General features: G+C 70.5%; 19 protein-coding genes. 9 read left to right on the top strand and 10 right to left on the bottom strand.

The annotated features are described in order from the left end of the window. Window positions 1-86: 86 nt before the first annotated feature. From LDO26_RS17550 to putA, 4 genes are all read right to left on the bottom strand, one after another. On the bottom strand, window positions 87-1,001 hold the full coding sequence (locus tag LDO26_RS17550) for an AEC family transporter (RefSeq protein WP_232132389.1): 915 nt from the start codon (window positions 999-1,001) through the stop codon (window positions 87-89). 84 nt (window positions 1,002-1,085) lie between these two features. Then, window positions 1,086-1,481 (bottom strand): tautomerase family protein, encoded by a 396-nt coding sequence (locus tag LDO26_RS17545; protein ID WP_232132388.1) that lies wholly within the window; start codon window positions 1,479-1,481, stop codon window positions 1,086-1,088. A gap of 52 nt (window positions 1,482-1,533) precedes the next feature. Then, window positions 1,534-1,950: a MarR family winged helix-turn-helix transcriptional regulator gene (locus tag LDO26_RS17540; protein ID WP_232132387.1), complete on the bottom strand. Its 417-nt coding sequence runs from the start codon at window positions 1,948-1,950 to the stop codon at window positions 1,534-1,536. Window positions 1,951-2,133: 183 nt separating this feature from the next. Next, the gene (gene putA / locus LDO26_RS17535) at window positions 2,134-5,541 is read right to left on the bottom strand and encodes a bifunctional proline dehydrogenase/L-glutamate gamma-semialdehyde dehydrogenase PutA (RefSeq protein ID WP_232132391.1); all 3,408 of its coding nucleotides are present in this window, start codon (window positions 5,539-5,541) and stop codon (window positions 2,134-2,136) included. A gap of 382 nt (window positions 5,542-5,923) precedes the next feature. Between putA and coxB the strand changes: the two genes are divergently transcribed. From coxB to LDO26_RS17510, 5 genes are read left to right on the top strand one after another with little or no spacing between them, the layout of a single operon-like run. Continuing rightward, entirely contained in the window at window positions 5,924-6,850 is a 927-nt protein-coding gene (gene coxB, locus LDO26_RS17530; protein ID WP_232132386.1) for a cytochrome c oxidase subunit II, read from the top strand. A 22-nt stretch (window positions 6,851-6,872) separates the two neighbouring features. Beyond that, a complete protein-coding gene (gene ctaD, locus LDO26_RS17525) occupies window positions 6,873-8,495 on the top strand; it encodes a cytochrome c oxidase subunit I (RefSeq protein ID WP_232132385.1) in 1,623 nt (540 codons plus the stop codon). A gap of 13 nt (window positions 8,496-8,508) precedes the next feature. Further along, entirely contained in the window at window positions 8,509-8,652 is a 144-nt protein-coding gene (locus LDO26_RS17520) for a hypothetical protein (protein WP_232132384.1), read from the top strand. Continuing rightward, window positions 8,649-9,242: a cytochrome c oxidase assembly protein gene (locus tag LDO26_RS17515; RefSeq protein WP_232132383.1), complete on the top strand. Its 594-nt coding sequence runs from the start codon at window positions 8,649-8,651 to the stop codon at window positions 9,240-9,242. Before LDO26_RS17520 ends, LDO26_RS17515 begins: the two co-directional genes overlap by 4 nt. A 52-nt stretch (window positions 9,243-9,294) precedes the next feature. Further along, window positions 9,295-10,179, top strand: coding sequence for a cytochrome c oxidase subunit 3 (locus tag LDO26_RS17510; protein ID WP_232132382.1), 885 nt, complete (start codon window positions 9,295-9,297; stop codon window positions 10,177-10,179). A gap of 115 nt (window positions 10,180-10,294) precedes the next feature. Here the strand turns inward: LDO26_RS17510 and LDO26_RS17505 are convergent, their stop codons facing one another. Beyond that, a complete protein-coding gene (locus LDO26_RS17505) occupies window positions 10,295-10,513 on the bottom strand; it encodes a twin transmembrane helix small protein (RefSeq protein WP_232132390.1) in 219 nt (72 codons plus the stop codon). Window positions 10,514-10,578: 65 nt separating this feature from the next. Here LDO26_RS17505 and LDO26_RS17500 point away from each other — a divergent pair, with 65 nt between their 5' ends. The 4 genes from LDO26_RS17500 to cyoE are packed head-to-tail and all read left to right on the top strand — an operon-like array spanning window position 10,579 to window position 14,048. Next, window positions 10,579-11,313, top strand: coding sequence for an SURF1 family protein (locus LDO26_RS17500; protein ID WP_232132381.1), 735 nt, complete (start codon window positions 10,579-10,581; stop codon window positions 11,311-11,313). Beyond that, a complete protein-coding gene (locus LDO26_RS17495; protein ID WP_232132380.1) occupies window positions 11,310-11,894 on the top strand; it encodes a redox-active disulfide-containing membrane protein in 585 nt (194 codons plus the stop codon). Before LDO26_RS17500 ends, LDO26_RS17495 begins: the two co-directional genes overlap by 4 nt. Continuing rightward, the gene (locus LDO26_RS17490) at window positions 11,894-13,114 is read left to right on the top strand and encodes a COX15/CtaA family protein (RefSeq protein WP_232132379.1); all 1,221 of its coding nucleotides are present in this window, start codon (window positions 11,894-11,896) and stop codon (window positions 13,112-13,114) included. Before LDO26_RS17495 ends, LDO26_RS17490 begins: the two co-directional genes overlap by 1 nt. Before the next feature lies 1 nt (window position 13,115). Beyond that, window positions 13,116-14,048: a heme o synthase gene (gene cyoE / locus LDO26_RS17485; protein ID WP_232132378.1), complete on the top strand. Its 933-nt coding sequence runs from the start codon at window positions 13,116-13,118 to the stop codon at window positions 14,046-14,048. A gap of 429 nt (window positions 14,049-14,477) precedes the next feature. Here cyoE and LDO26_RS17480 read toward each other — a convergent pair whose 3' ends face one another. From LDO26_RS17480 to LDO26_RS17460, 5 genes are all read right to left on the bottom strand, one after another. Then, on the bottom strand, window positions 14,478-15,137 hold the full coding sequence (locus tag LDO26_RS17480; protein WP_232132377.1) for a hypothetical protein: 660 nt from the start codon (window positions 15,135-15,137) through the stop codon (window positions 14,478-14,480). Window positions 15,138-15,417: 280 nt separating this feature from the next. Further along, on the bottom strand, window positions 15,418-17,145 hold the full coding sequence (gene dnaG / locus LDO26_RS17475) for a DNA primase (RefSeq protein WP_232132376.1): 1,728 nt from the start codon (window positions 17,143-17,145) through the stop codon (window positions 15,418-15,420). 179 nt (window positions 17,146-17,324) lie between these two features. Continuing rightward, on the bottom strand, window positions 17,325-18,365 hold the full coding sequence (locus LDO26_RS17470) for a YihY/virulence factor BrkB family protein (protein WP_343226191.1): 1,041 nt from the start codon (window positions 18,363-18,365) through the stop codon (window positions 17,325-17,327). A 155-nt stretch (window positions 18,366-18,520) separates the two neighbouring features. Continuing rightward, window positions 18,521-19,030, bottom strand: a complete 510-nt coding sequence (locus tag LDO26_RS17465) for a GNAT family N-acetyltransferase (RefSeq protein ID WP_232132375.1) — start codon at window positions 19,028-19,030, stop codon at window positions 18,521-18,523. Further along, entirely contained in the window at window positions 19,027-19,470 is a 444-nt protein-coding gene (locus LDO26_RS17460) for a GatB/YqeY domain-containing protein (protein WP_232132374.1), read from the bottom strand. The genes LDO26_RS17465 and LDO26_RS17460 overlap by 4 nt, the downstream gene beginning before the upstream one ends. Between the last annotated feature and the right edge of the window lie 74 nt (window positions 19,471-19,544).

Raw genomic sequence — 19,544 nt, 5'->3', positions numbered from 1 at the left:
GGGTCTCGACCCGCCATTGTGTCGCCCGACGTGGCGGGTCGAGACCCGCCCTACCTCTGGCGTTGGTGGGGCAAGGCGGCGTGGACCTATGCGATGCGTCCCAGCAGCCACGCCCATGCCGGCAGCGTGACCAGCGACATCAGGATGCCGTAGCCGATCAGCGCAGCCGCCAGTCGCGGTGCCAGGCCGTGCGCGATCGCCAGCGCCGCCGCGGTGATCATCCCGGGCATCGCCGATTCCAGCACGTTGACCTGCAGCATCGTGCCCTGCATGCCGAACAGCAGCGACAGCGGCAGCGCCAGCGCCGGCATCACCAGCAGTTTCAGCAGCAGGCCGGCCGCCAGCGGCCGGAGTTCGTCGCGCGGCATGCGCAATTGGATCGACAACCCCACCGCCAGCATCACCAGCGGCAGCAGCGCTGCCGCAAGGCTGCCCAGCGCCGAGGCGATCCACGTCGGCGGCGCCTCGGGCATCAGCGTCAGCCCGAACAGCAGCGCCCACAGCGGCGGAAAGCGCAGGATCCGGCGCACGATGTCGCGCCAGCCCGGCGCCGCGTCGCCGCTGCTGCGCGCGATCACCGTCAGCCCGAACGTCGACAGCAGCACGAAGGTGCCGAACTGGTCGTAGACCACCGCGTAGGCGACCGCGTCGGCGCCAAGCAAGGCCGCGACCATCGGATAGCCGATGAAGCTGCTGTTGCCCAGCGCCACGCACAGCAGCAGCACCGCGGCCTCGTCGCGGCGCAGGCGCAGCCACCGCGCCAGCGGCAGCACCAGCATCACGGTCGCCAGCGCAAGCAGCCACGGCGTCGCCGCCAGGCCCAACAGTGCGCTGTCGAAATGCAGCTTCGGCACGTGCAGCAGCACCGCCGCCGGCAGGCAGACATGCAGCACCACCAGGTTCAGCACCTCGGCGGCGTTGCCGGGCATCACCCGCAGCCGCGCGAACAGCATGCCCAGCGCGAGCATCGCCAGGATCAGGGCAAAGGCGTCGAAGGCCATGGCGGCCGTGGTTCCGTGTGTGGGGGAGGGCCATGGTACGTTCCTGCCGCGGATCCGGTCCCGTGGATGCGGCACCGATCGCGGTCAGGCGGAATTGTGGAAGCGCCATTCCTGGGTCCTGCCGCCATAGCCGTAGGCCGCCGCGCGCACGTCCTCGACATGGATGTAGCTCTCCTCGTGCAGGTCGCCGAACAGGCGCGAGAACGCCTCGAATGCTTCGCGGATGTAGTCGGCTTTCTGCTGTTTGGTATTGGTCTCGTCGGTGATCTTGATGTCGAAGTAGATACTGCTCCTGCCCTGTTCGACCAGCGGGCGGCCGCCCACGAACCAGTCTGCAGGGTCGACGTATTCGACCAGGATCGACGTGACCGCCGGATCCTTGCCGAGGATCCGGGTGGTCAGCTCCGACAGCGTCGAGGCAACGACCGCGGCCGGGACGGTGGATTGGGTTGTGGCGATCTTCACTTTGAGGATGGGCACGGCGAGTTCCTTTTGATTAGCAATGCAACTATATAAGCGGAGTGGAAGCGGCTCATTCCATTGCGGACCGGATGTTGCGGACGCCGACGACGGCGGCTGAGAAGGCGTCGTCGCCGATCCGCCGCTTGATTCTCCGGGTCGCACCGGCGCTGGCCTGGTTGAGCGCTTCGCGCATCGCTTGCGCAGCGGGCGTGGGATGGATCGTCTGCGCACGACCGTCGTGCGCCGAGGCCTTGCGGACCAGCAATCCTTTGGATTCGAGCGCGTCGAGCAGGCGGGTCGCGGTGGGCCGGGCGATCACCTGCATGTCGGCGATCTCGAACGGTGCCAGACCGGGATGCTGCAGCACCGTCCGCAGCAGGAAGGCCTGGGACGGCGTCAGGCCGAACGGCGCGAACGCGGCGGCCCACCAGCGTTCGAGCTGGCGCGCCAACGCCGCCGTGTTGAAGTAGAGGCAGCTTTCGAACATACGCCGATCCTACCCGCACTTGATTAGCTATGCAATCAAATTGGGATCATCACGTCCTTCCGGGAAGCCTCACGCGCGACAGCGGGACAAGATCCTCATCTACGGGAAATGGCGGCGTAGCGCCGCGCTTGCTGGGCCGGAGAATTCTCCCGGAGCCGGACTCCGGGGGAGTCAGGTTCCGCTCTACTCGCCCAGCGTCAGCAGGCTGGCATTGCCGCCGGCCGCCGTGGTGTTGACGGTCACGGTCTTCTCGGTGGTGAAGCGCGGCAGGTAGTGCGGGCCGCCGGCCTTGGGGCCGGTGCCGGACAGGCGCTGGCCGCCGAAGGGCTGCACGCCGACGACCGCGCCGATCTGGTTGCGGTTGACGTAGACGTTGCCGACGCGGGCGCGCGCGGTGATCCTCTCGACGGTCTCGTCGATGCGCGAGTGGATGCCCAGGGTCAGGCCGTAGCCGGTGCCGTTGATCGCATCGATGACCGCGTCGAGCCGGTCGGACTTCCAGCGGATCACGTGCAGCGCCGGGCCGAAGTTCTCGCGCTGCAGCTGCGACAGCGACTGCAGTTCCCAGGCGCGCGGGGCGAAGAAGGTGCCGTGCGCGGCGTCCGGGCCGAGCGGCGTGGTCGCGATCAGGCGGGCCTCGCCGGCCATGCGCTCGGCGTGGGCTTCGAGCATGCGCAGCGCGTCGGCGTCGATCACCGGGCCGACGTCGGTCGACAGCAGCGCGGGGTCGCCGACGGTGAGTTCCTGCATCGCGCCCGCCAGCATGTCGATGACCTTGTCGGCGATGTCGTCCTGCACGAACAGCACGCGCGCGGCCGAGCAGCGCTGGCCGGCCGAGGTGAAGGCGGAGGCCAGCGCATCCTTGACCAACTGCTCGGGCAGCGCCGAGGAGTCGGCGATCAGCGCGTTCTGGCCGCCGGTCTCGGCGATCAGGGTGCCGATCGCGCCGTCGCGCGCGGCCAGGGCGCGGTTGATCGCCAGCGCGGTCGCGTTGGAGCCGGTGAACACCACGCCGGCCACGCGCGGGTCGGCGGTCAGCGCGGCGCCGACGCTCGCGCCGTCGCCGGGCACGTACTGCAGCACGCGCTCGGGCACGCCGGCCTCGTGCAGCAGCCTGACCGCGGCATGGCCGACCAGCGTGGTCTGCTCGGCGGCCTTGGCGATGACGGTGTTGCCGGCCACCAGCGCGGCGGCGATCTGGCCGGCGAAGATCGCCAGCGGGAAGTTCCACGGGCTGATGCAGACGAACACGCCGCGGCCCGACAGCTGCAGCGTGTTCGACTCGCCGGTCGGGCCGGGCAGCGCTTCGACGACGAACAGGCGGCGCGCCTCGCCGGCGTAGTAGCGCAGGAAATCGACCGCCTCGCGCACTTCGGCGATGCCGTCGGGAATCGTCTTGCCGGCCTCGCGCGTGCACATCGCGACGAACGCGGCGGTGCGCGCCTCCAGCAGGTCGGCGGCGTGTTCGAGGATCGCCGCGCGCGAGGCGGCCGGCAACGCGTTCCAGTCCGCGTGCGCCTCGCTGGCGTTGCGCAATGCCTGTTCGACGGTGGCGCTGTCGGCGGCCTGCCACTGGCCGACCTGCACGCGGCGATCGGCCGGGCTGGTCACGGTCACGGTGTCGCCCGACGTCGTGGCGCCCGGCACCAGCGGGGCGGCGGTCCACGGACCGGTCGCGGCCCGGATCTGCTCGGCGAGTGCGGCGAGCTGCGCGTCGTTGGCGAGGTTGACGCCCATGGAATTGCTCCTGTCGTGCGACTGGCTGCGGTAGAGGTCGACCGGCAGCGGAATGCGGGGGTGGGGAACGGCGTCGAAACCGGCGACGACCTCGACCGGGTCGCGGATCAGGTCGTCGATCGCGACGTCCTCGTCGCTGATGCGGTTGACGAAGCTGGAGTTGGCGCCGTTCTCGAGCAGGCGCCGCACCAGGTAGGGCAACAGGTCCTCGTGCGAACCCACCGGGGCGTAGACGCGGCAGGGCACGTCGAGGCGGTCCGCGGGGATCACCTCGGCGTAGAGGTCGTCGCCCATGCCGTGGAGCTTCTGGAATTCGAATGAATACTGTTTGCGCCGGTTCCCTTCCCCCGCCTGCGGGGTGAAGGCATGCGGCTCACGAGCCATTGGCTCGTGCATGCCTGAACGCCCTGCGCGCTGCGCCGCAGGGCTGGGGCGCGAGGCGAGGTGCCCCGGAGGGGCGGATGGGGGCACTTCGGACGCGGCGCCCTCACCCGGAACGGCTGCGCCGTTCCGACCTCTCCCGGAGGGAGAGGTGTCCGGCAGCAACGCTTGCGCCATCCGATGCACCGCGGCGATGGTGTGCGCGTTGTGGGTGGCGAACATCGGGTAGATCGCGTCGGTCGCCGACAGCAGCCGGCACGCGTTGGCCAGATAGCTGACGTCGGTGCTGGGCTTGCGGGTGAAGACCGGATAGCCCGGGTGGCCCTCGACCTGCGCGCGCTTGACCTCGCTGTCCCAGTACGCGCCCTTGACCAGGCGCACCGGGATGCGCCGGCCGTGCGCGCGGGCCAGCGCGGCGATCCAGTCGATGACGAACGGCGCACGCTTCTGGTAGGCCTGCACGACGATGCCGAAGCCGTGCCAGCCGGCCAGCGAGGGATCGGTCAGCGCGGCCTCGATGACGTCGAGCGACAGTTCCAGCCGGTCGGCTTCCTCGGCATCGATGGTCAGGCCGATGCGATGGTCCCTGGCCCGCTGCGCGAGGTCCAGCAGCCGCGGCGCCAGCTCGGCCAGTACGCGTTCGTGCTTGGCATGCTCGTAGCGCGGATGCAGCGCCGACAGCTTGACCGAGATCGACGGCGCAACGATCTCGTCAGCGAACGGCCCGGTGCCGCCGATCGCGTCGATCGCCTTGCGGTAGGCCTCCAGATAACGGTCGGCGTCGGCCTGGGTCAGCGCGGCCTCGCCGAGCATGTCGAACGAATAGCGGTACGCGGCATTGGCGCCCTTGCGGCTACGCGCCAGCGCCTCGCCGATGGTCCGGCCCATGACGAACTGGTGGCCCATGATCCGCATGGCCTGGCGCACCGCGAGCCGGATCACCGGTTCGCCGACCCGGCCGATCAGGCGCTGGAAGGCGTTGTGCACGTTGCGCCGGGTGTCGTCGGCCAGGTCGACCAGGCGGCCGGTCAGCATCAGGCCCCAGGTCGAGGCGTTGACCAGCACCGAGTCGGACTGGCCGAGGTGCTTCTTCCAGTCGGCCTCGCCCAGCTTGTCGCGGATCAGCCGGTCGGCGGTGTCCTGGTCGGGGATGCGCAGCAGCGCCTCGGCCACGCACATCAGCAGCACGCCTTCCTCGCTGCCGAGGTCGTACTGCTGCATGAAGGCCTCGATCGCGCCCTGGTCCTGCGCGCGCCGGCGCACGCGGCGCACCAGGTCGGCGGCGGTGGCCTGGATCGCGGCACGGTCGGCCTCGCCCCAGCCGGGCACCGGGGTGCGCGCCTGGGCCAGCAGCTCGCGCACATGGGTGGTCTCGTCGCGGGTCCAGGCCGCGGTGATCGCGGCGCGCAGCGACGAGGGAAGGACCGGCGGCGCGGCGGGCAGGGGGCTGGCGTTCAAGGGGCGATCCGGCAGGCGGAGACGAGGCCGCGATTCTAGGGCGTGTCAGGCGCTGCCGGATAGGCCGAAACGGTCAGGTGGAAGCCGTCGGCAGGCCGCGTCCGCCAGGCGACCGGCCGGCCCGGCAACCGCCGGCGCAACGGGGCGACGCTGCCCCGGCCGGCGGGCGCCGCGGCGCACGGTCCCGGCCGGCCGGAGCGCGGCCGGCAGGCGTCCGGGGAAATGCCGCAGTGCGGCATCCGGGGCCAGCTTGCCCGTAAATGCCGGCCACGGCTACGATGCTGTGGTTTTACGCAGCACGCCGCCGCTCCTGCGCACGATTTTCTGCCCCTGCCGGGGCGAGGACGGATGCGTTCCCGCCAGCCAACGCCAGCTCAGGCACTTGGGGTTCGATGTGATGCAAGCCGGTCGTTTCAAGCAATGGATGATGGGCGTCGCGGCCTTGGCGATGTCCGCCGGCGCTGCCGCGCAATCCGCCGATCCCAAGCCCTGGCAGCTCAACATGGGCCGCGGCGTCACCGCGTCCTCGCAGCATGCCTACGAGGCGCACATGCTGGCGCTGTGGATCTGCGTGGCCATCGGCGTGATCGTGTTCGCCGCGATGGCCTACGCGATGTTCAAGTTCCGCAAGTCCAGGGGCGCGGTCGCGGCGCAGTTCAGCCACAACACCACCGCCGAGATCATCTGGACGGTGGTGCCGGTGGTGCTGCTGGTCATCATGGCGGTGCCGGCGACCAAGAAGCTGATCGCCATGTACGACACCCGCGACTCGGAGATGACGGTCAAGGTGACCGGCATCCAGTGGATGTGGAAGTACGAGTACATGGGCGAGGACGTGGCGATCACCAGCCGTCTCGACCGCGAAAGCGACCGCCTGCGCCAGAACCGCGGCAGCACCCGTGCCGAGATCGACGCGCATCCGGCCTATCTGCTCGACGTCGACAACCCGCTGGTGCTGCCCACCGATACCAAGATCCGCTTCGTGGTCACCGCCGACGACGTGATCCACTCCTGGTGGGTGCCGGCGCTGGGCTGGAAGCAGGACGCGATCCCGGGCCTGGTCAACGAGGCCTGGACCGAGATCCTCGAGCCGGGCATCTATCGCGGCCAGTGCGCCGAGCTGTGCGGCAAGGACCACGGCTTCATGCCGATCGTCGTGCGCGCGCTGCCGCGCGAGGAATTCGACAGCTGGCTCGCCGCCGAGAAGGCGAAGAACGCGCCACCGGCCGAGCCCGCGCCCGCGCCGGCACCTGAGCAGGCGGACGGGGATGCCCCGGCCGCCGCGCAGACCCCATCCGCACCCGCCGCGCCCGCGGCCGGCTGATCGATTCCGAGGCCCGCAGCTCATGTCCACGCATACCGGTACCGCCGCGCACGACCACCACGACACGCATGCCCACAAGCAGGGGTTCGTCCAGCGCTGGTTCTTCTCCACGAACCACAAGGACATCGGCACGCTGTACCTGCTGTTCTCGTTCGTGATGTTCATCATCGGCGCGGGCATGAGCGTGATCATCCGCACCGAACTCGCCGCCCCGGGCCTGCAGCATGTCAGCCCGACGTTCTTCAACCAGATGACCACCATGCACGCGCTGGTGATGATCTTCGGCGGCGTGATGCCGGCTTTCGTGGGCCTGGCCAACTGGATGATCCCGCTGCAGATCGGCGCGCCGGACATGGCGCTGCCGCGCATGAACAACTGGTCGTTCTGGATCCTGCCGTTCGCCTTCACCCTGCTGCTGATGACGCTGTTCCTGCCCGGCGGCGGCCCGGCCGGCGGCTGGACGCTGTATCCGCCGCTGTCGCTGCAGGGCGGCAACAGCGTGTCGCTGACGATCTTCGCCATCCACATGATGGGCATCAGCTCGATCATGGGCGCGATCAACGTCATCGCGACCATCCTCAACATGCGCGCGCCGGGCGTGGACCTGCTGAAGATGCCGATCTTCTGCTGGACCTGGCTGATCACCGCGTTCCTGCTGATCGCGGTGATGCCGGTGCTGGCCGGCGCGGTCACGATGCTGCTGACCGACAAGTTCTTCATGACCTCGTTCTTCAACGCCGCCGGCGGCGGCGACCCGGTGATGTACCAGCACATCTTTTGGTTCTTCGGCCATCCCGAGGTCTACATCATGATCCTGCCGGCGTTCGGCGTGGTCAGCGAGATCATCCCGACCTTCAGCCGCAAGCCACTGTTCGGCTACCAGGCGATGGTCTACGCGACGGCTGCGATCGCGTTCCTGAGCTTCATCGTCTGGGCCCACCACATGTTCACCGTGGGCATGCCGCTGGGCGGCGAGATCTACTTCATGTTCGCGACGATGCTGATCTCGATCCCGACCGGCGTGAAGGTGTTCAACTGGGTCAGCACGATGTGGAAGGGCTCGCTGACGTTCGAGGCGCCGATGCTGTGGTCGGTCGCGTTCGTCATCCTGTTCACCATCGGCGGCTTCTCGGGCCTGATGCTGGCGATCGTGCCGGCCGACTTCCAGTACCACGACACCTACTTCGTCGTCGCCCATTTCCACTACGTGCTGGTCACCGGCGCGCTGTTCGGCATCATCGCCGCGGTGTACTACTGGTGGCCGAAGTGGTCGGGCCGCATGTACAGCGAGTTCTGGGCCAAGGTGCATTTCTGGTGGACGATCGTGTTCGTCAACCTGCTGTTCTTCCCGCAGCACTTCCTCGGCCTGGCCGGCATGCCGCGGCGCATCCCCGACTACAACGTCGTGTTCGCCGACTGGAACCTGATCAGCTCGGTCGGCGCGTTCGGCATGTTCGTCACGCCGTTCATGATGGCGGCGATCCTGCTGCATTCGCTGAAGAAGGGCGCGCCCGCCGCCGCGCGCGCCTGGGAAGGCGCCAAGGGCCTGGAGTGGACGGTGCCCTCGCCCGCGCCGCACCACACCTTCGCCACGCCACCGGTGATCAAGCCCGGCGACCTGGCCCACGACGACATCAGCCACTGAGCCGACGGACGCGATGCAGGCCGCCATGCCCACGCCAGACGCCAACGACGACCTCGCCGCGCGCCGCCGCCGCGCGCGCCGCACCGCGGGCATCGTCGCGCTGATCGCGGCGGGCATCTATGTCGCCTTCATCCTGTCGGGAGTGATCGGGCGATGAGCGCGCAGGCGAAGAAGGGCCTGGGTATCGGCAAGCTGGTCGCGGTGTCGGTGGCCGCCTTCGCCTTCACCTTCTCGCTGGTGCCGCTGTACCGCATCGCCTGCGAGAAGGTGTTCGGCATCCGCCTGGACAACAGCGCGGCCGTCGCGCCGGCGACGACGGCCGCGGCGGACGAGGCGCGGGTGGTGACGGTGGAGTTCGACGCCAGCGTCAACTCGCACCTGCCGTGGTCGTTCCGCCCCAACCAGACCCGGATGCAGGTGCGCGTGGGCGAGCAGTACGAGACCACCTACTACGCGCACAACGACAGCGCGCGGCCGATCGTCGGCAGCGCCACGCCGTCGGTGGCGCCGGCGCGCGCCTCCGGCTATTTCCAGAAGACCGAGTGCTTCTGCTTCACCGCGCAGACGCTGGAAGCGGGCGAGACCCGCGACATGCCGGTACGTTTCATCATCGACCCGTCGCTGCCGAAGGACGTCAACACCGTCACCCTGTCCTACACCTTCTTCAAGAACGATGTGCTGACCTCGCGCCTGGCCGCCCATGCGGCGTCCGGACGCGGAACCCCGGGGCCGGCGGCCGCGCCCTGACGCGCGCTTCGACCCTGCCCCGCCACCCGCCGCACGCAAACCGGATACCGCCATGGCCCACGTCCATCCCGAGCACAAAGACGCCGACATCTACTTCGTGCCGCACGACAGCAAGTGGCCGGTGTTCGCCTCGGTGTTCCTGTTCGTCACGATGCTGGGGCTGGCGAGCTGGTTCAACGAGGCCAGCTGGGGCAGGACGACGTTCTTCGTCGGTGCCGCGGGCCTGGCGTTGATCCTGTTCAAGTGGTTCGCCGACGTGATCCTCGAGTCGGTCTCGGGTTACTACAACCGGCAGGTCGACGTGTCCTTCCGCATGGGCATGGTCTGGTTCATCTTCTCGGAAATCATGTTCTTCGCCGCGTTCTTCGGCGCGCTGTTCTACGCGCGCACGCTGGCGCTGCCGTGGCTCGGCGGCGAGGGCTCGGGCGTGATGACCAACTCGGTGCTGTGGGACGGCTACAGCGCGGCCTGGCCGACGTCCGGCCCGGGCGCGGTCGGCGGCAGCTTCCAGACCATCCCGGCCTGGGGCCTGCCGCTGCTCAACACGCTGATCCTGCTGGCCTCGGGCGTGACCATCACCATCGCCCACCACGCGCTGCGCGCCGCGCAACGCACCCGGCTGCTGGTGTTCCTCGGCGCGACGATCCTGCTCGGCTGCGTGTTCCTGTTCTTCCAGATCGAGGAATACGTCCACGCCTACCGCGACCTCAACCTGACCCTGGGCTCGGGCATCTACGGCTCGACGTTCTTCATGCTGACCGGCTTCCACGGCGCGCACGTGACGCTCGGCACGATCATGCTGATCGTCATCTGGCTGCGCTGCTTCCGCGGCCACTTCAGCAGGGAGAACCATTTCGCGTTCGAGGCCGTGGCCTGGTACTGGCACTTCGTCGACGTGGTGTGGCTGATCCTGTTCCTGTTCGTCTACGTCGTCTGACGACGACGCAGACGAACGGGAGTCGGGATAGGGGATTCGGAATTGGAGAAAGCAGTCTGCTTGCCCGCCTTTTCGAATCCCCAATCCCCAATCCCGCCGCGTGGGGCCGGCGGCCTCAGCCGTAGACCCCATGCGGCCTGATCCATCCCATCCCGATCGCCAGCAGCACCAGCAGGATCAGCGCGACCGACAGGCCGATGCGCCGGGTCAGCGCCTTGACGGTGCGGTCGCTGCGGCCCCTGTCGGTCAGCATGTAGTACAGGCCCGCACCGAGGTTCCACAGGATGAGCAGCACGAACGCGATGATCAGCAGCGTCTTCAGCGAGTCGTTCATGACCATGGCGGTCTCCGGCGTGGGCGGGGCGTGAGCCGATTGTCGCAGCTTGCGGGAACCCCGGCGTGAGCCGGCGCGGCACCCGCATCGCCGGCTGGACGCTCGCCGTCGCGCTGATGGCCGGTTTCGCGGCGCTGGGCCAGTGGCAGCTGTCGCGCATGCACGAGAAGCGGGCCATGCTCGATGCGGTCGCGCAGGTGCTGGCCGAGCGCGACCCGGCTCCGCTGACGCTGGCGGCGGACGCCACGCGTCGCCTCGATTACGATTGGGTGCAGGGGCCAGGCCGCTTCACCGGCGAACGCGCCTTCGTGCTCGACAACCAGGTCCACGACGGCCAGCCGGGCCTGCGTGTCTACCGGCTGTTCGCGCCCGACGACGGGGCGCCGCTGCTGGTCGATCTGGGCTGGGCGCCGATCGCGGACCGGGCCACGCGGTTGCCGGCGGCGGAGATCGTGTCCGGTGCCGGCCTGGTCGACCGTCCGCAGGTCGTGCGCGGGCTGCTCGCGCCGCCGCCGTCGCCGGGCCTGGCACTCGGTCCCGCGCTGGGCGACGGCGCCGCGTTCCTGATGACCCGCCTCGACCCCGCGGCGATCGCCGCCGCCGCGCGCCTGGATGCGCCGCCGCTGCGCGTGCTCAGGCTCGATCCGGCGTTGCCGCTGGGCTACGCCCGCGATCTCGACATCCTGCCCAACACGCTGCCGCCCGAGAAGCATCTCGGCTACGCGGTGCAGTGGTTCGGGCTCGCCCTGGCGGTGCTGGCCACCGCGCTGATCCTGACCTTCCGGACATCCCGCCGATGAATGCCCCCGTCCCCGACGCCGAGCGCAACCGCAACCGCCTGCTGCTGGTCGCGATCGTCGTGCTGTTCCTCGGCAGCGCGCTGGTCGCCGGCGCGCTGCGCTTCTCGGGCTGGCGGCCCGCCGGCATGCAGAACCATGGCGAGCTGCTCGATCCGCCGGGCGACCTGCGCGGGGTCGTGCCGATGCTGGCGACCGGCGGCGAGTACCTGTGGCGGCCCGCCGAACGTCGCTGGCGCATCGTCGTGGCGCCGCCGGCCGGCTGCGCCGCGGCCTGCATCGAGCTGGCGCGCGAGCTGGACCTGGTCTGGCAGCTGTTCGGCCGCAATGCCGACCACGTCGACATCCTGTGGGTCGGCGACGTGCCCGAGGGCGCGGTGCGCAACAGCGCCTGGCGCGAGATCGCGCCCGATCCCGCGCTGCGCGCCGCGCTGCCACGTGTCGACGGCGCTGCCGGGGAGGCGGACAATGGCGTTCCCGCCTACGTCGTGGACCCGAACGGGTTCGTGATCCTGCGCTATGCCCCGGGCTTCGATCCGGGCCACCTGCGCGCGGACATGGCCAAGCTGTTGAAACTGAAGTGATGCACTCCCCGTCCCCTCCCGCGCGCGGCAGCGCGTTCAAGCCCGCGGTCCATCAGCGGCCGGCTGTTCATCGGCATTTCCACCGCATCGCGTGGTTCACGGTCGCGTTGACGCTGTGCGTGATCGTGTTCGGCGCGTTCGTGCGGCTGTCCGACGCGGGCCTGAGCTGCCCGGACTGGCCGACCTGCTACGGCCGTGCGGCGTGGCCGCAGGCGGCCGAGGACGTGGCCGGCCACGCCGCCAGCGCGATCCGCCCGTTCGAGGCCCACCGCGCCTGGCGCGAGCAGGTGCATCGCCATCTCGCCGCCGGTCTGGGCGTGCTGGTGCTGACGCTGGCGCTGATCGCGGTGCGCCGGCGCCGCTTCGGCATCGCCCAGGTGGTCGGTGCGTCGCTGCTGGTCGCACTGGCGATCCCGCTGTACATGCGTGGCCACACGCTGGCGGCGCTGGGCATCGCCGCGCTGGGCGAGGCGCTGCTGCTGTTCGCGGCGCTGCGCTGGTCCAACGTCGACCTCGCGCGCGCGGCGGTACTGACCCTGGCGGTGGTGATCTTCCAGGCGCTGCTCGGCAAATGGACGGTCACGCTGCTGCTCAAGCCGATCATCGTCATGGGCCACCTGCTCGGCGGCATGCTGACGTTCTCGCTGCTGCTGTGGATGGCGTGGCGGGCGACGGTCCGCCCGATCGTGCTGGTCGATGCGCCGGTGCTGCGGCGTTGGGTCGTCGCGGGACTGGCGCTGGTCGGCGTGCAGATCGCGCTCGGCGGCTGGGTCAGCGCGAACTACGCCGCGCTGGCCTGCGGCGCCGGCGGCTGGATCACGTCCGAGCCGCACTGGATCGATTTCCCGCAGTGCATGGCCCAGTGGTGGCCGGACGCGGACTACCGCGAGGGCTTCGTGCTGTGGCGCGGGGTCGGCGTCGACTACGAGGGCGGCGTGCTCGACGGCGCGGCGCGCATCGCGATCCAGATGGCGCACCGGATGATGGCGGTGGTGGTGTTCGCGTACCTGATCGCCTTCGCCGCGCGGCTGCTGCGCACGCCCGGCCTGCGCGGCTGGGCGGTGGCGCTGGCCCTGCTGACGCTGGCCCAGGTCGCGCTCGGCGTGCTCAACGTCAAGCTGGCGCTGCCGCTGTGGGTGGCGGTGCTGCACAACGGCGGCGCCGCGCTGCTGCTGTTCGTGCTGGTGTCGCTGCTGGCGCGGCTGAAGCGGCCCGACTGACGTGGCCGGCAACGCAGGCCAGTACTGGGCGCTGACCAAGCCGCGGGTCGTCGCGCTGATCGTCTTCACCGCGCTGGTGGGCATGTTCCTTGCGGTGCCGGGGCTGCCGCCCCTGCGCGAGGGCGTGTTCGGCCTGCTCGGCATCTGGCTGGCGGCGGCGTCGGCCGCGGCGATCAACCACCTGATCGACCAGCGCATCGACAAGGTCATGGCCCGCACCGCGCACCGGCCGCTGGCCACCGGCGCGCTGCGGCCGGTCCAGGTGCTGGTGTTCGCGCTGGGGCTGGGCGCCGCGTCGATGGCGATCCTGGTGCTATTGGTGAACCCGCTGACCGCCGGCCTGACGTTCGCCTCGCTGATCGGCTATGCGGTCGTCTACACCGGTTTCCTGAAGCGCGCGACGCCGCAGAACATCGTCATCGGCGGCATCGCCGGCGCCGCGCCGCCGCTGCTGGGCTGGGCCGCGGTGACCGGCATGACCGGGCAATGGGACTGGGCCCATGCGCTGCTGCTGGTGCTGATCATCTTCGTCTGGACGCCGCCGCACTTCTGGGCGCTGGCGATCTTCCGCCGCGAGGACTACGCGCGCGCGCTGGTGCCGATGCTGCCGGTCACGCACGGCGTCGCCTACACCCGCTGGCAGATCCTGATCTACACCGTGCTGCTGGTGCTGGTCACGCTGCTGCCGACGGCGATCGGCATGAGCGGCCTGTTCTACCTCGGCGGCGCGGTCGTGCTCGGCCTGGTGTTCCTGTGGTACGCGTGGCGCATGCTCGACCCGCCGGACGAGTTCTTCGCGATGCGGATGTTCAACTACTCGGTGGTCTACCTGATGGCGCTGTTCGCGTTCCTGCTGGTCGACCACTGGCTGCTGCCGTGGCTGCCCGTGGCGGGCGGCGCGGCCGGCGGGCTGGAGTTCCAGCGGATCGGCTGAGCGTCGTGTGCCGGGTGCGCCGGACTGCGCGTGTGGCGGATCGCGATCCGCCACACGCATTGCCGGCCTCGGGGTGGCGGGTCGGGACCCGCTCTGCGAGGGTGGATCCGCCGTCCGACGGGACGCGTCGTCCGGCGCAGGCCATCGTCAGCCCTTCTTCGCGGCCTTCTCGGCGCGTTTTTCCTTCAGGGTCTTGACCGGCTTCTTCTTGGTCTCTTTCTTCTTGTCGAGGCTCTTTGCCATCGCGTCGTGCTCCGGTGGTGGCGCATCGCGGCTGCGGAGGGATTCCGCGCCGGGCCCGATCCGGCGCGGGTGCCGGCCGGATCACGCTGCATGCTACGCGCTGCGGCGGACGACGGAAATCGGCGTGGCACCGCCGCCGGGATCGCCGCGGCGGCCGGCGTCCGACCGCCGGATCCGGCAGGGCGGTCAGCCCCGCACGTCGGCGGCGACGGCGTTCTCGCCCGGCGTCACGTGCAGGCAGGCGTCGGGATTGCCGCCGGTGAAGCTGGGAGGCATCAGGCAGCTGCGCGGCTCGAAGTCGAAGGTGGTCTGCCAGCCGGTTTTCGGGTCCTGGCGCAGCGCGACCATCACGTCGACGTTGTTGACCACCAGCCGGGTCGACTGGCTGTCTCCGGTGCCGGGCGCCCAGCTGTCGAGCGTGCGCGCCAGGCCCGGGTCGAGCAGCTGGTTGTCGTCGAGCAGGCCGCGCACCTGTGCCAGCGCGGCCTCGTGCGCCTGCGCACCGGCGGCCGGGGTCACGTTGACGCTGACCAGCAGGCCGTCCTGCTGGCGGAAGGCGATGCGGGTGGAGGGCGTCGACAGCAGCTTGCCGTTCGGCAGCCGCAGCGTGACCTGGCGCGGCTGGTCGATGGCGTGCTCGGCCACGGGCGTCCCGTCGGCCAGCGGCCAGGCCAGGTCGACCTGCTCGTCGACCGGCGTCGTCAGGTCCACATGCAGCGGCTTGACGAGCGGGGGCGTGGTGTCCCGGGCACAGCCCGCGAACAGCAACGTGGCGATGGCCAGCATTGCGGCGAGCGGGCGCGCGCGGCGCAGGATCCGGGGGGCGAAGCGGGGGGCGATGGACATGGCGCGGTACCTGTCGAAGGGGAGATCGGACAAGAAACATGGGGCAGGGCACCGTGTCGCCTGCGCCAAGCGCAGGCACGACATGGTTCTGGATGGACGGGCGGGCCGCACGGTGGGACGTGCGCCGGCACCACCGGTCGATCCCCCTTGAGCGCGATCAGAGCAGCGGCGAGGTTAACGATGTGTCGACGGCCCGGAACCCGGTCACGGAATCCGGTGCGGTCCGCACCTTGTCGGGGCGTGGCCGCGGCGCGGCCGGCATCGCCGCGACGAGCCGGTGTCAGCGGCTGGCGAGCGTGGCGTAGAGCGTGCGCAGCTCCTGCTTGCCGGCGTCGTCGATGGTGCGGTTGCGCTGCAGCTCCTGCAGTTCCTCCAGCCGCTGCCGCAGCACCTGCAGGTCGAGCTGGTGGATCGCGTCGAGCAGTTCCTCGCGCCAGCTGGCCTCGTCGCCGGGCAGCGTCTGGCTGGCCAGCTTGCGCAGCGCGGGCGCCTCGGCGCGTTCGTCGAAATGCGCCAGCAGCATGCCGCTGTTGATGTCCGGGCGCATGCTGACCACGGCGATGATCTCGGTCAGCAGGTCGATGCCCGGCTGGCGCAGGGCGACGAAGGGGTACGGCGGCTGCAGTTCCAGTGCCAGCGCCGGCTTCTGCAGCAGCAGCGCGATCGCGTGGCGTACCAGGCTGCGCTTGGGCGCGGGCGCGCCGCGGCCGCCGCGCATCGGCCTTGGTGGCGGCGCAGGCGGCGCGGCGGCCGCGCCGACGCCGGTGAGTTCGGTCAGCCGCTGGCGCATCAGGTCGCCGAAGGCACCGTCGGGAATCTGCGCCAGCAGCGGCCTGGCGCGTTCCGCCAGCCGTGCTTTGCCGTCGAGCGTCGACAGGTTGATGCCCTCGCCGGTGGCGTCGAAGAAGAACGTCGACAGCGGCGTGGCGTCCTGCAGCCGCGCCTCGAAGCCGGCGGCGCCCTCGTTGCGCACGATGGTGTCCGGGTCCTCGCCGTCGGGCAGGAACAGGAAGAACGCCTGGCGGCCGTCGCGCATGCGCGGCAGGACCGAGGCCATCGCCTTCTCCGCGGCGCGGCGGCCCGCGGCGTCGCCGTCGAAGCAGAAATACACGTCCGGGGCGTTGCGGAACAGCAGTTCGGCGTGGTCGGGCGTGGTCGCGGTGCCCAGGGTCGCGACCGCCTGCGGCACGCCGTGCTGGAACAGCGCGACGACGTCCATGTAGCCCTCGACGACGACCAGCCGCTCGATCCTCTGGTTGGCCTGGCGTACCTGCCACAGGCCGTAGAGCTCGCGGCCCTTGTGGAACAGCGGGGTTTCCGGCGAGTTGAGGTACTTGGGCGAATCCTCGGGCCCGAGCACCCGGCCGCCGAACGCGATCACCCGGCCGCGCCGGTCGTGGATCGGGAAGACGATGCGGTCGCGGAACTTGTCGTAGCTGTGGCCGCGGTCGTTCTTCGACAGCAGGCCGACTTTCTCCAGCAGCGCGACCCGGCGTGGATCGGTGCCCAGCGCGTCCTTCAGCGCCGAGAAGCCGTCGGGCGCGTAGCCGATCGCGAACTGTTCGCGGACCGCGGCATCGACGTCGCGGCGGTCGAGATAGGCGCGGGCGCTTTCGCTGGCCGCGAGCTGCCTGCGGAAGAAGCGCGCGGCGGCGTCGAGCGCGTCGTACATCGGCGCGCTGTCGGACTGCGGCGCGCGCTGCTGCGGGTTGTCGCGCGGGATTTCCATGCCGGCGCGCCGGGCCAGCTCGTCGACCGCGTCGAGGAACTCGAGCCGGTCGTAGTTCATCAGGAACGAGATCGCGGTACCGTGCGCGCCGCAGCCGAAGCAGTGGTAGAACTGCTTGGTCGGCGACACGGTGAAGCTCGCCGAGCGCTCGTCGTGGAACGGGCAGCGCGCGGAATACTCCTTGCCCTGGCGCTTGAGCGGCACGCGCGCGTTGATCACCTCGACGATGTCCGTCCGGGCGAGCAGGTCGTCGATGAAGGCGTCGGGGATGCGGGCCATGTCAAACGGCCCCGGGTGGCGCCGGCCGCGCCGCGCACGGCCGCGCCACGCGTCGGTTGCGGCGCGTGGCGGCGGAGGTGCGGATGCGGGAGAAGCGGGCCATGCAGGCGATAGGATGCCATGCATGGCAAGCCCGGCCGCGGCGGATGTGGGGTCGCGGCTGCGCCGCGGCGAGGGCCTCAGCCCGCCCCGGGGCGGTGGGCGTCTGTCGGCGGCGGCGCGGCGGTTGCTGCGGCAGCCGCACTGGTCGCCCCCTGCCGCTGCGCGCGTTTGGCCAATGCGCGTTCGACCGACGCGCGGCGCAGGCGCTCGTCGATGACCGCGGTGATCAGCGCGCCGACGAAGAAGATCGTCGCCGCGTAGTACATCCAGACCAGCAGGATCACCAGGGTGCCGAACGAGCCGTAGGCGCTGCCGGGCGCGGCCCGGGCGATGTAGACGCCGATCGCCCAGCGGCCCAGCACGAACAGCGCGGCGGTGATCGCGCCGCCGAACAGCGCCTGGCGCCAGCGCACGCGGCGGTCGGGCAGGTAGTGGTACATCAGCGCGAACGCCAGCGCATAGAGCACGAAACCGGTGACGTTGCCCAGCAGCGGCAGCAGCGACGGCACGTTGGCGAACACCACCTCCAGCACCGTCGTCGCCAGCGTGGAGGCCAGCAGCAGGAAGCCCAGCGCGAACACCACGCCGAACGAGAACACGCGCTTGCGCAGGAACGCGACGATGCCGCCCGCCAGCTGGTCGCCGTCGGTGTGGAAGATCAGGTTCAGCGTGCCCTGCAGCCGCGCGAAGACCACCGTCGCGCCGACGAACAGCAGCAGCGTGCTCCACAGCCCGGCCAGCGAGCCGACGTCGGGCTGCTCCGTGGCGTTCTGCAGCACGGTCGCGGCGACGGCCTGGGCGCCGCTGCCGGCCAGCTCGCCGATCTGCACGAGCAGCGCTTCCTGCGCCGATGGGTACAGCGACGCGGTGATCCACAGCACCAGCACCAGCAGTGGCGCCAGCGAGATCAGCATGTAGAAGGACAGCGATGCCGCGTGGGTCAGCAGGTCGATCTCGACGAAGCGCTTGACCAGGGCGACCGGCAGGCTGTCCTGGACGCGGTCGACCACCTTGTCGACGCGATGGCGGGCGCGGTGCCAGCGCGTGCGCGGGACGACGGCGTCGGTGGCGGTGTCGATCGGATCGGTGGGGTCGGTCGGGTCGGACGATGTGGTCATGCGGCGGACGGAAGCGGAGGACGGGGCGGGGACATCGTGGACGCCGGGAGGGCCGCATCCGCGTCCGTGCGACGTCGCCGCCACGGTAAACAGTCGCGCGTACGGGCGTGTGACGGGACTTGCGGCACGCCGGGCCGCGATGCGGCGTGCCGGGATCAGTCGTCGGCCGCGCCCGCAGCGAGCCGGCGCAGCGCCTTGCCCTCGACGCGCTGCACGGTCCATTCGTCCTGGCCGACGGCGCCGAGGGTCCGGTAGAAGCCGATCGCCGGCGCATTCCAGTCCAGCACCGACCACTCGAAACGGCCGCAGCCGCGCGCGAGCGCCAGTGCGGCCAAGTGCCGCATGAGGCGCCGGCCGAGGCCCTGGCCGCGGAACGCGGGCCGGACGTACAGGTCCTCGAGATACAGTCCGCGGCGTCCGAGGAACGTCGAGTAGTTGTGGAAGAACAACGCGAAGCCGGCCGGCACGCCGTCGACCTCGGCGATCAGCACCTCGGCGCCGGGCGCCGGGCCGAACAGCCCGTCGGCGAGCGCCGCCTCGTCGGCGACGACCGCGTCGGGCATGCGCTCGTAGTCGGCCAGTTCGCGGACGAACGCCAGGATCAGCGCCACGTCGTCGCGTCGCGCCGGGCGCAGCACGACGCCGGGGCGCGTGTCCACGGTCATGCCAGCGACTGCTTCACCAGCCGCGAGACCTCGCCCATGTCGGCCTTGCCGGCGAGCCTGGGCTTGAGCACGCCCATCAGCCTGCCGATGTCGGCCGGGCCGCTGGCGCCGGTCTCGGCCTTCGCCGCGGCGATCGCCTCGACGATCTCCGCCTCGCCCAGCTTGGCGGGGAGGTAGCGCTCGATGACCACGATCTCCTCGCGCTCGACCGACGCCAGGTCCTCGCGGTTGGCGGCCTCGTACTGCGCCACCGAATCGCGGCGCTGCTTGACCATCTTGTCGAGGATCGCGATCACCGCGGTGTCGTCGAGCTCGATGCGTTCGTCGACCTCGCGCTGCTTGATCGCGGCATTGATCAGCCGGATCACGCCGAGCGTGTGCCTGTCGCCGCCCTTCATGGCGGCCTTCATGTCGTCGGTGAGTTGCTGCTTCAGGGGCATGGCGGGTGTCCGTATGGTCGGTGGGGAGGGCTGTCGGCCTGCGGGCGCGGCCGCCGGGAAGCGCCGGGCGCGAT

Origin of the sequence: Proluteimonas luteida (assembly GCF_021191695.1) — a bacterium.
In the GTDB taxonomy this organism is placed as follows: domain Bacteria; phylum Pseudomonadota; class Gammaproteobacteria; order Xanthomonadales; family Xanthomonadaceae; genus Luteimonas; species Luteimonas luteida.
This window is presented reverse-complemented; position numbering and strand designations above follow the sequence as displayed.

What these genes read in the sequence shown, in the direction of transcription:
- LDO26_RS17550 (WP_232132389.1), bottom strand. Translation starts at nt 1,001, where the DNA reads ATGGCCTTCGACGCCTTTGCCCTGATCCTGGCGATGCTCGCGCTGGGC.
- LDO26_RS17540 (WP_232132387.1), bottom strand. Translation starts at nt 1,950, where the DNA reads ATGTTCGAAAGCTGCCTCTACTTCAACACGGCGGCGTTGGCGCGCCAG.
- coxB (WP_232132386.1), top strand. Translation starts at nt 5,924, where the DNA reads ATGCAAGCCGGTCGTTTCAAGCAATGGATGATGGGCGTCGCGGCCTTG.
- ctaD (WP_232132385.1), top strand. Translation starts at nt 6,873, where the DNA reads ATGTCCACGCATACCGGTACCGCCGCGCACGACCACCACGACACGCAT.
- LDO26_RS17520 (WP_232132384.1), top strand. Translation starts at nt 8,509, where the DNA reads ATGCAGGCCGCCATGCCCACGCCAGACGCCAACGACGACCTCGCCGCG.
- LDO26_RS17515 (WP_232132383.1), top strand. Translation starts at nt 8,649, where the DNA reads ATGAGCGCGCAGGCGAAGAAGGGCCTGGGTATCGGCAAGCTGGTCGCG.
- LDO26_RS17510 (WP_232132382.1), top strand. Translation starts at nt 9,295, where the DNA reads ATGGCCCACGTCCATCCCGAGCACAAAGACGCCGACATCTACTTCGTG.
- LDO26_RS17505 (WP_232132390.1), bottom strand. Translation starts at nt 10,513, where the DNA reads ATGAACGACTCGCTGAAGACGCTGCTGATCATCGCGTTCGTGCTGCTC.
- LDO26_RS17495 (WP_232132380.1), top strand. Translation starts at nt 11,310, where the DNA reads ATGAATGCCCCCGTCCCCGACGCCGAGCGCAACCGCAACCGCCTGCTG.
- LDO26_RS17490 (WP_232132379.1), top strand. Translation starts at nt 11,894, where the DNA reads ATGCACTCCCCGTCCCCTCCCGCGCGCGGCAGCGCGTTCAAGCCCGCG.
- LDO26_RS17480 (WP_232132377.1), bottom strand. Translation starts at nt 15,137, where the DNA reads ATGTCCATCGCCCCCCGCTTCGCCCCCCGGATCCTGCGCCGCGCGCGC.
- dnaG (WP_232132376.1), bottom strand. Translation starts at nt 17,145, where the DNA reads ATGGCCCGCATCCCCGACGCCTTCATCGACGACCTGCTCGCCCGGACG.
- LDO26_RS17470 (WP_343226191.1), bottom strand. Translation starts at nt 18,365, where the DNA reads ATGACCACATCGTCCGACCCGACCGACCCCACCGATCCGATCGACACC.
- LDO26_RS17465 (WP_232132375.1), bottom strand. Translation starts at nt 19,030, where the DNA reads ATGACCGTGGACACGCGCCCCGGCGTCGTGCTGCGCCCGGCGCGACGC.
- LDO26_RS17460 (WP_232132374.1), bottom strand. Translation starts at nt 19,470, where the DNA reads ATGCCCCTGAAGCAGCAACTCACCGACGACATGAAGGCCGCCATGAAG.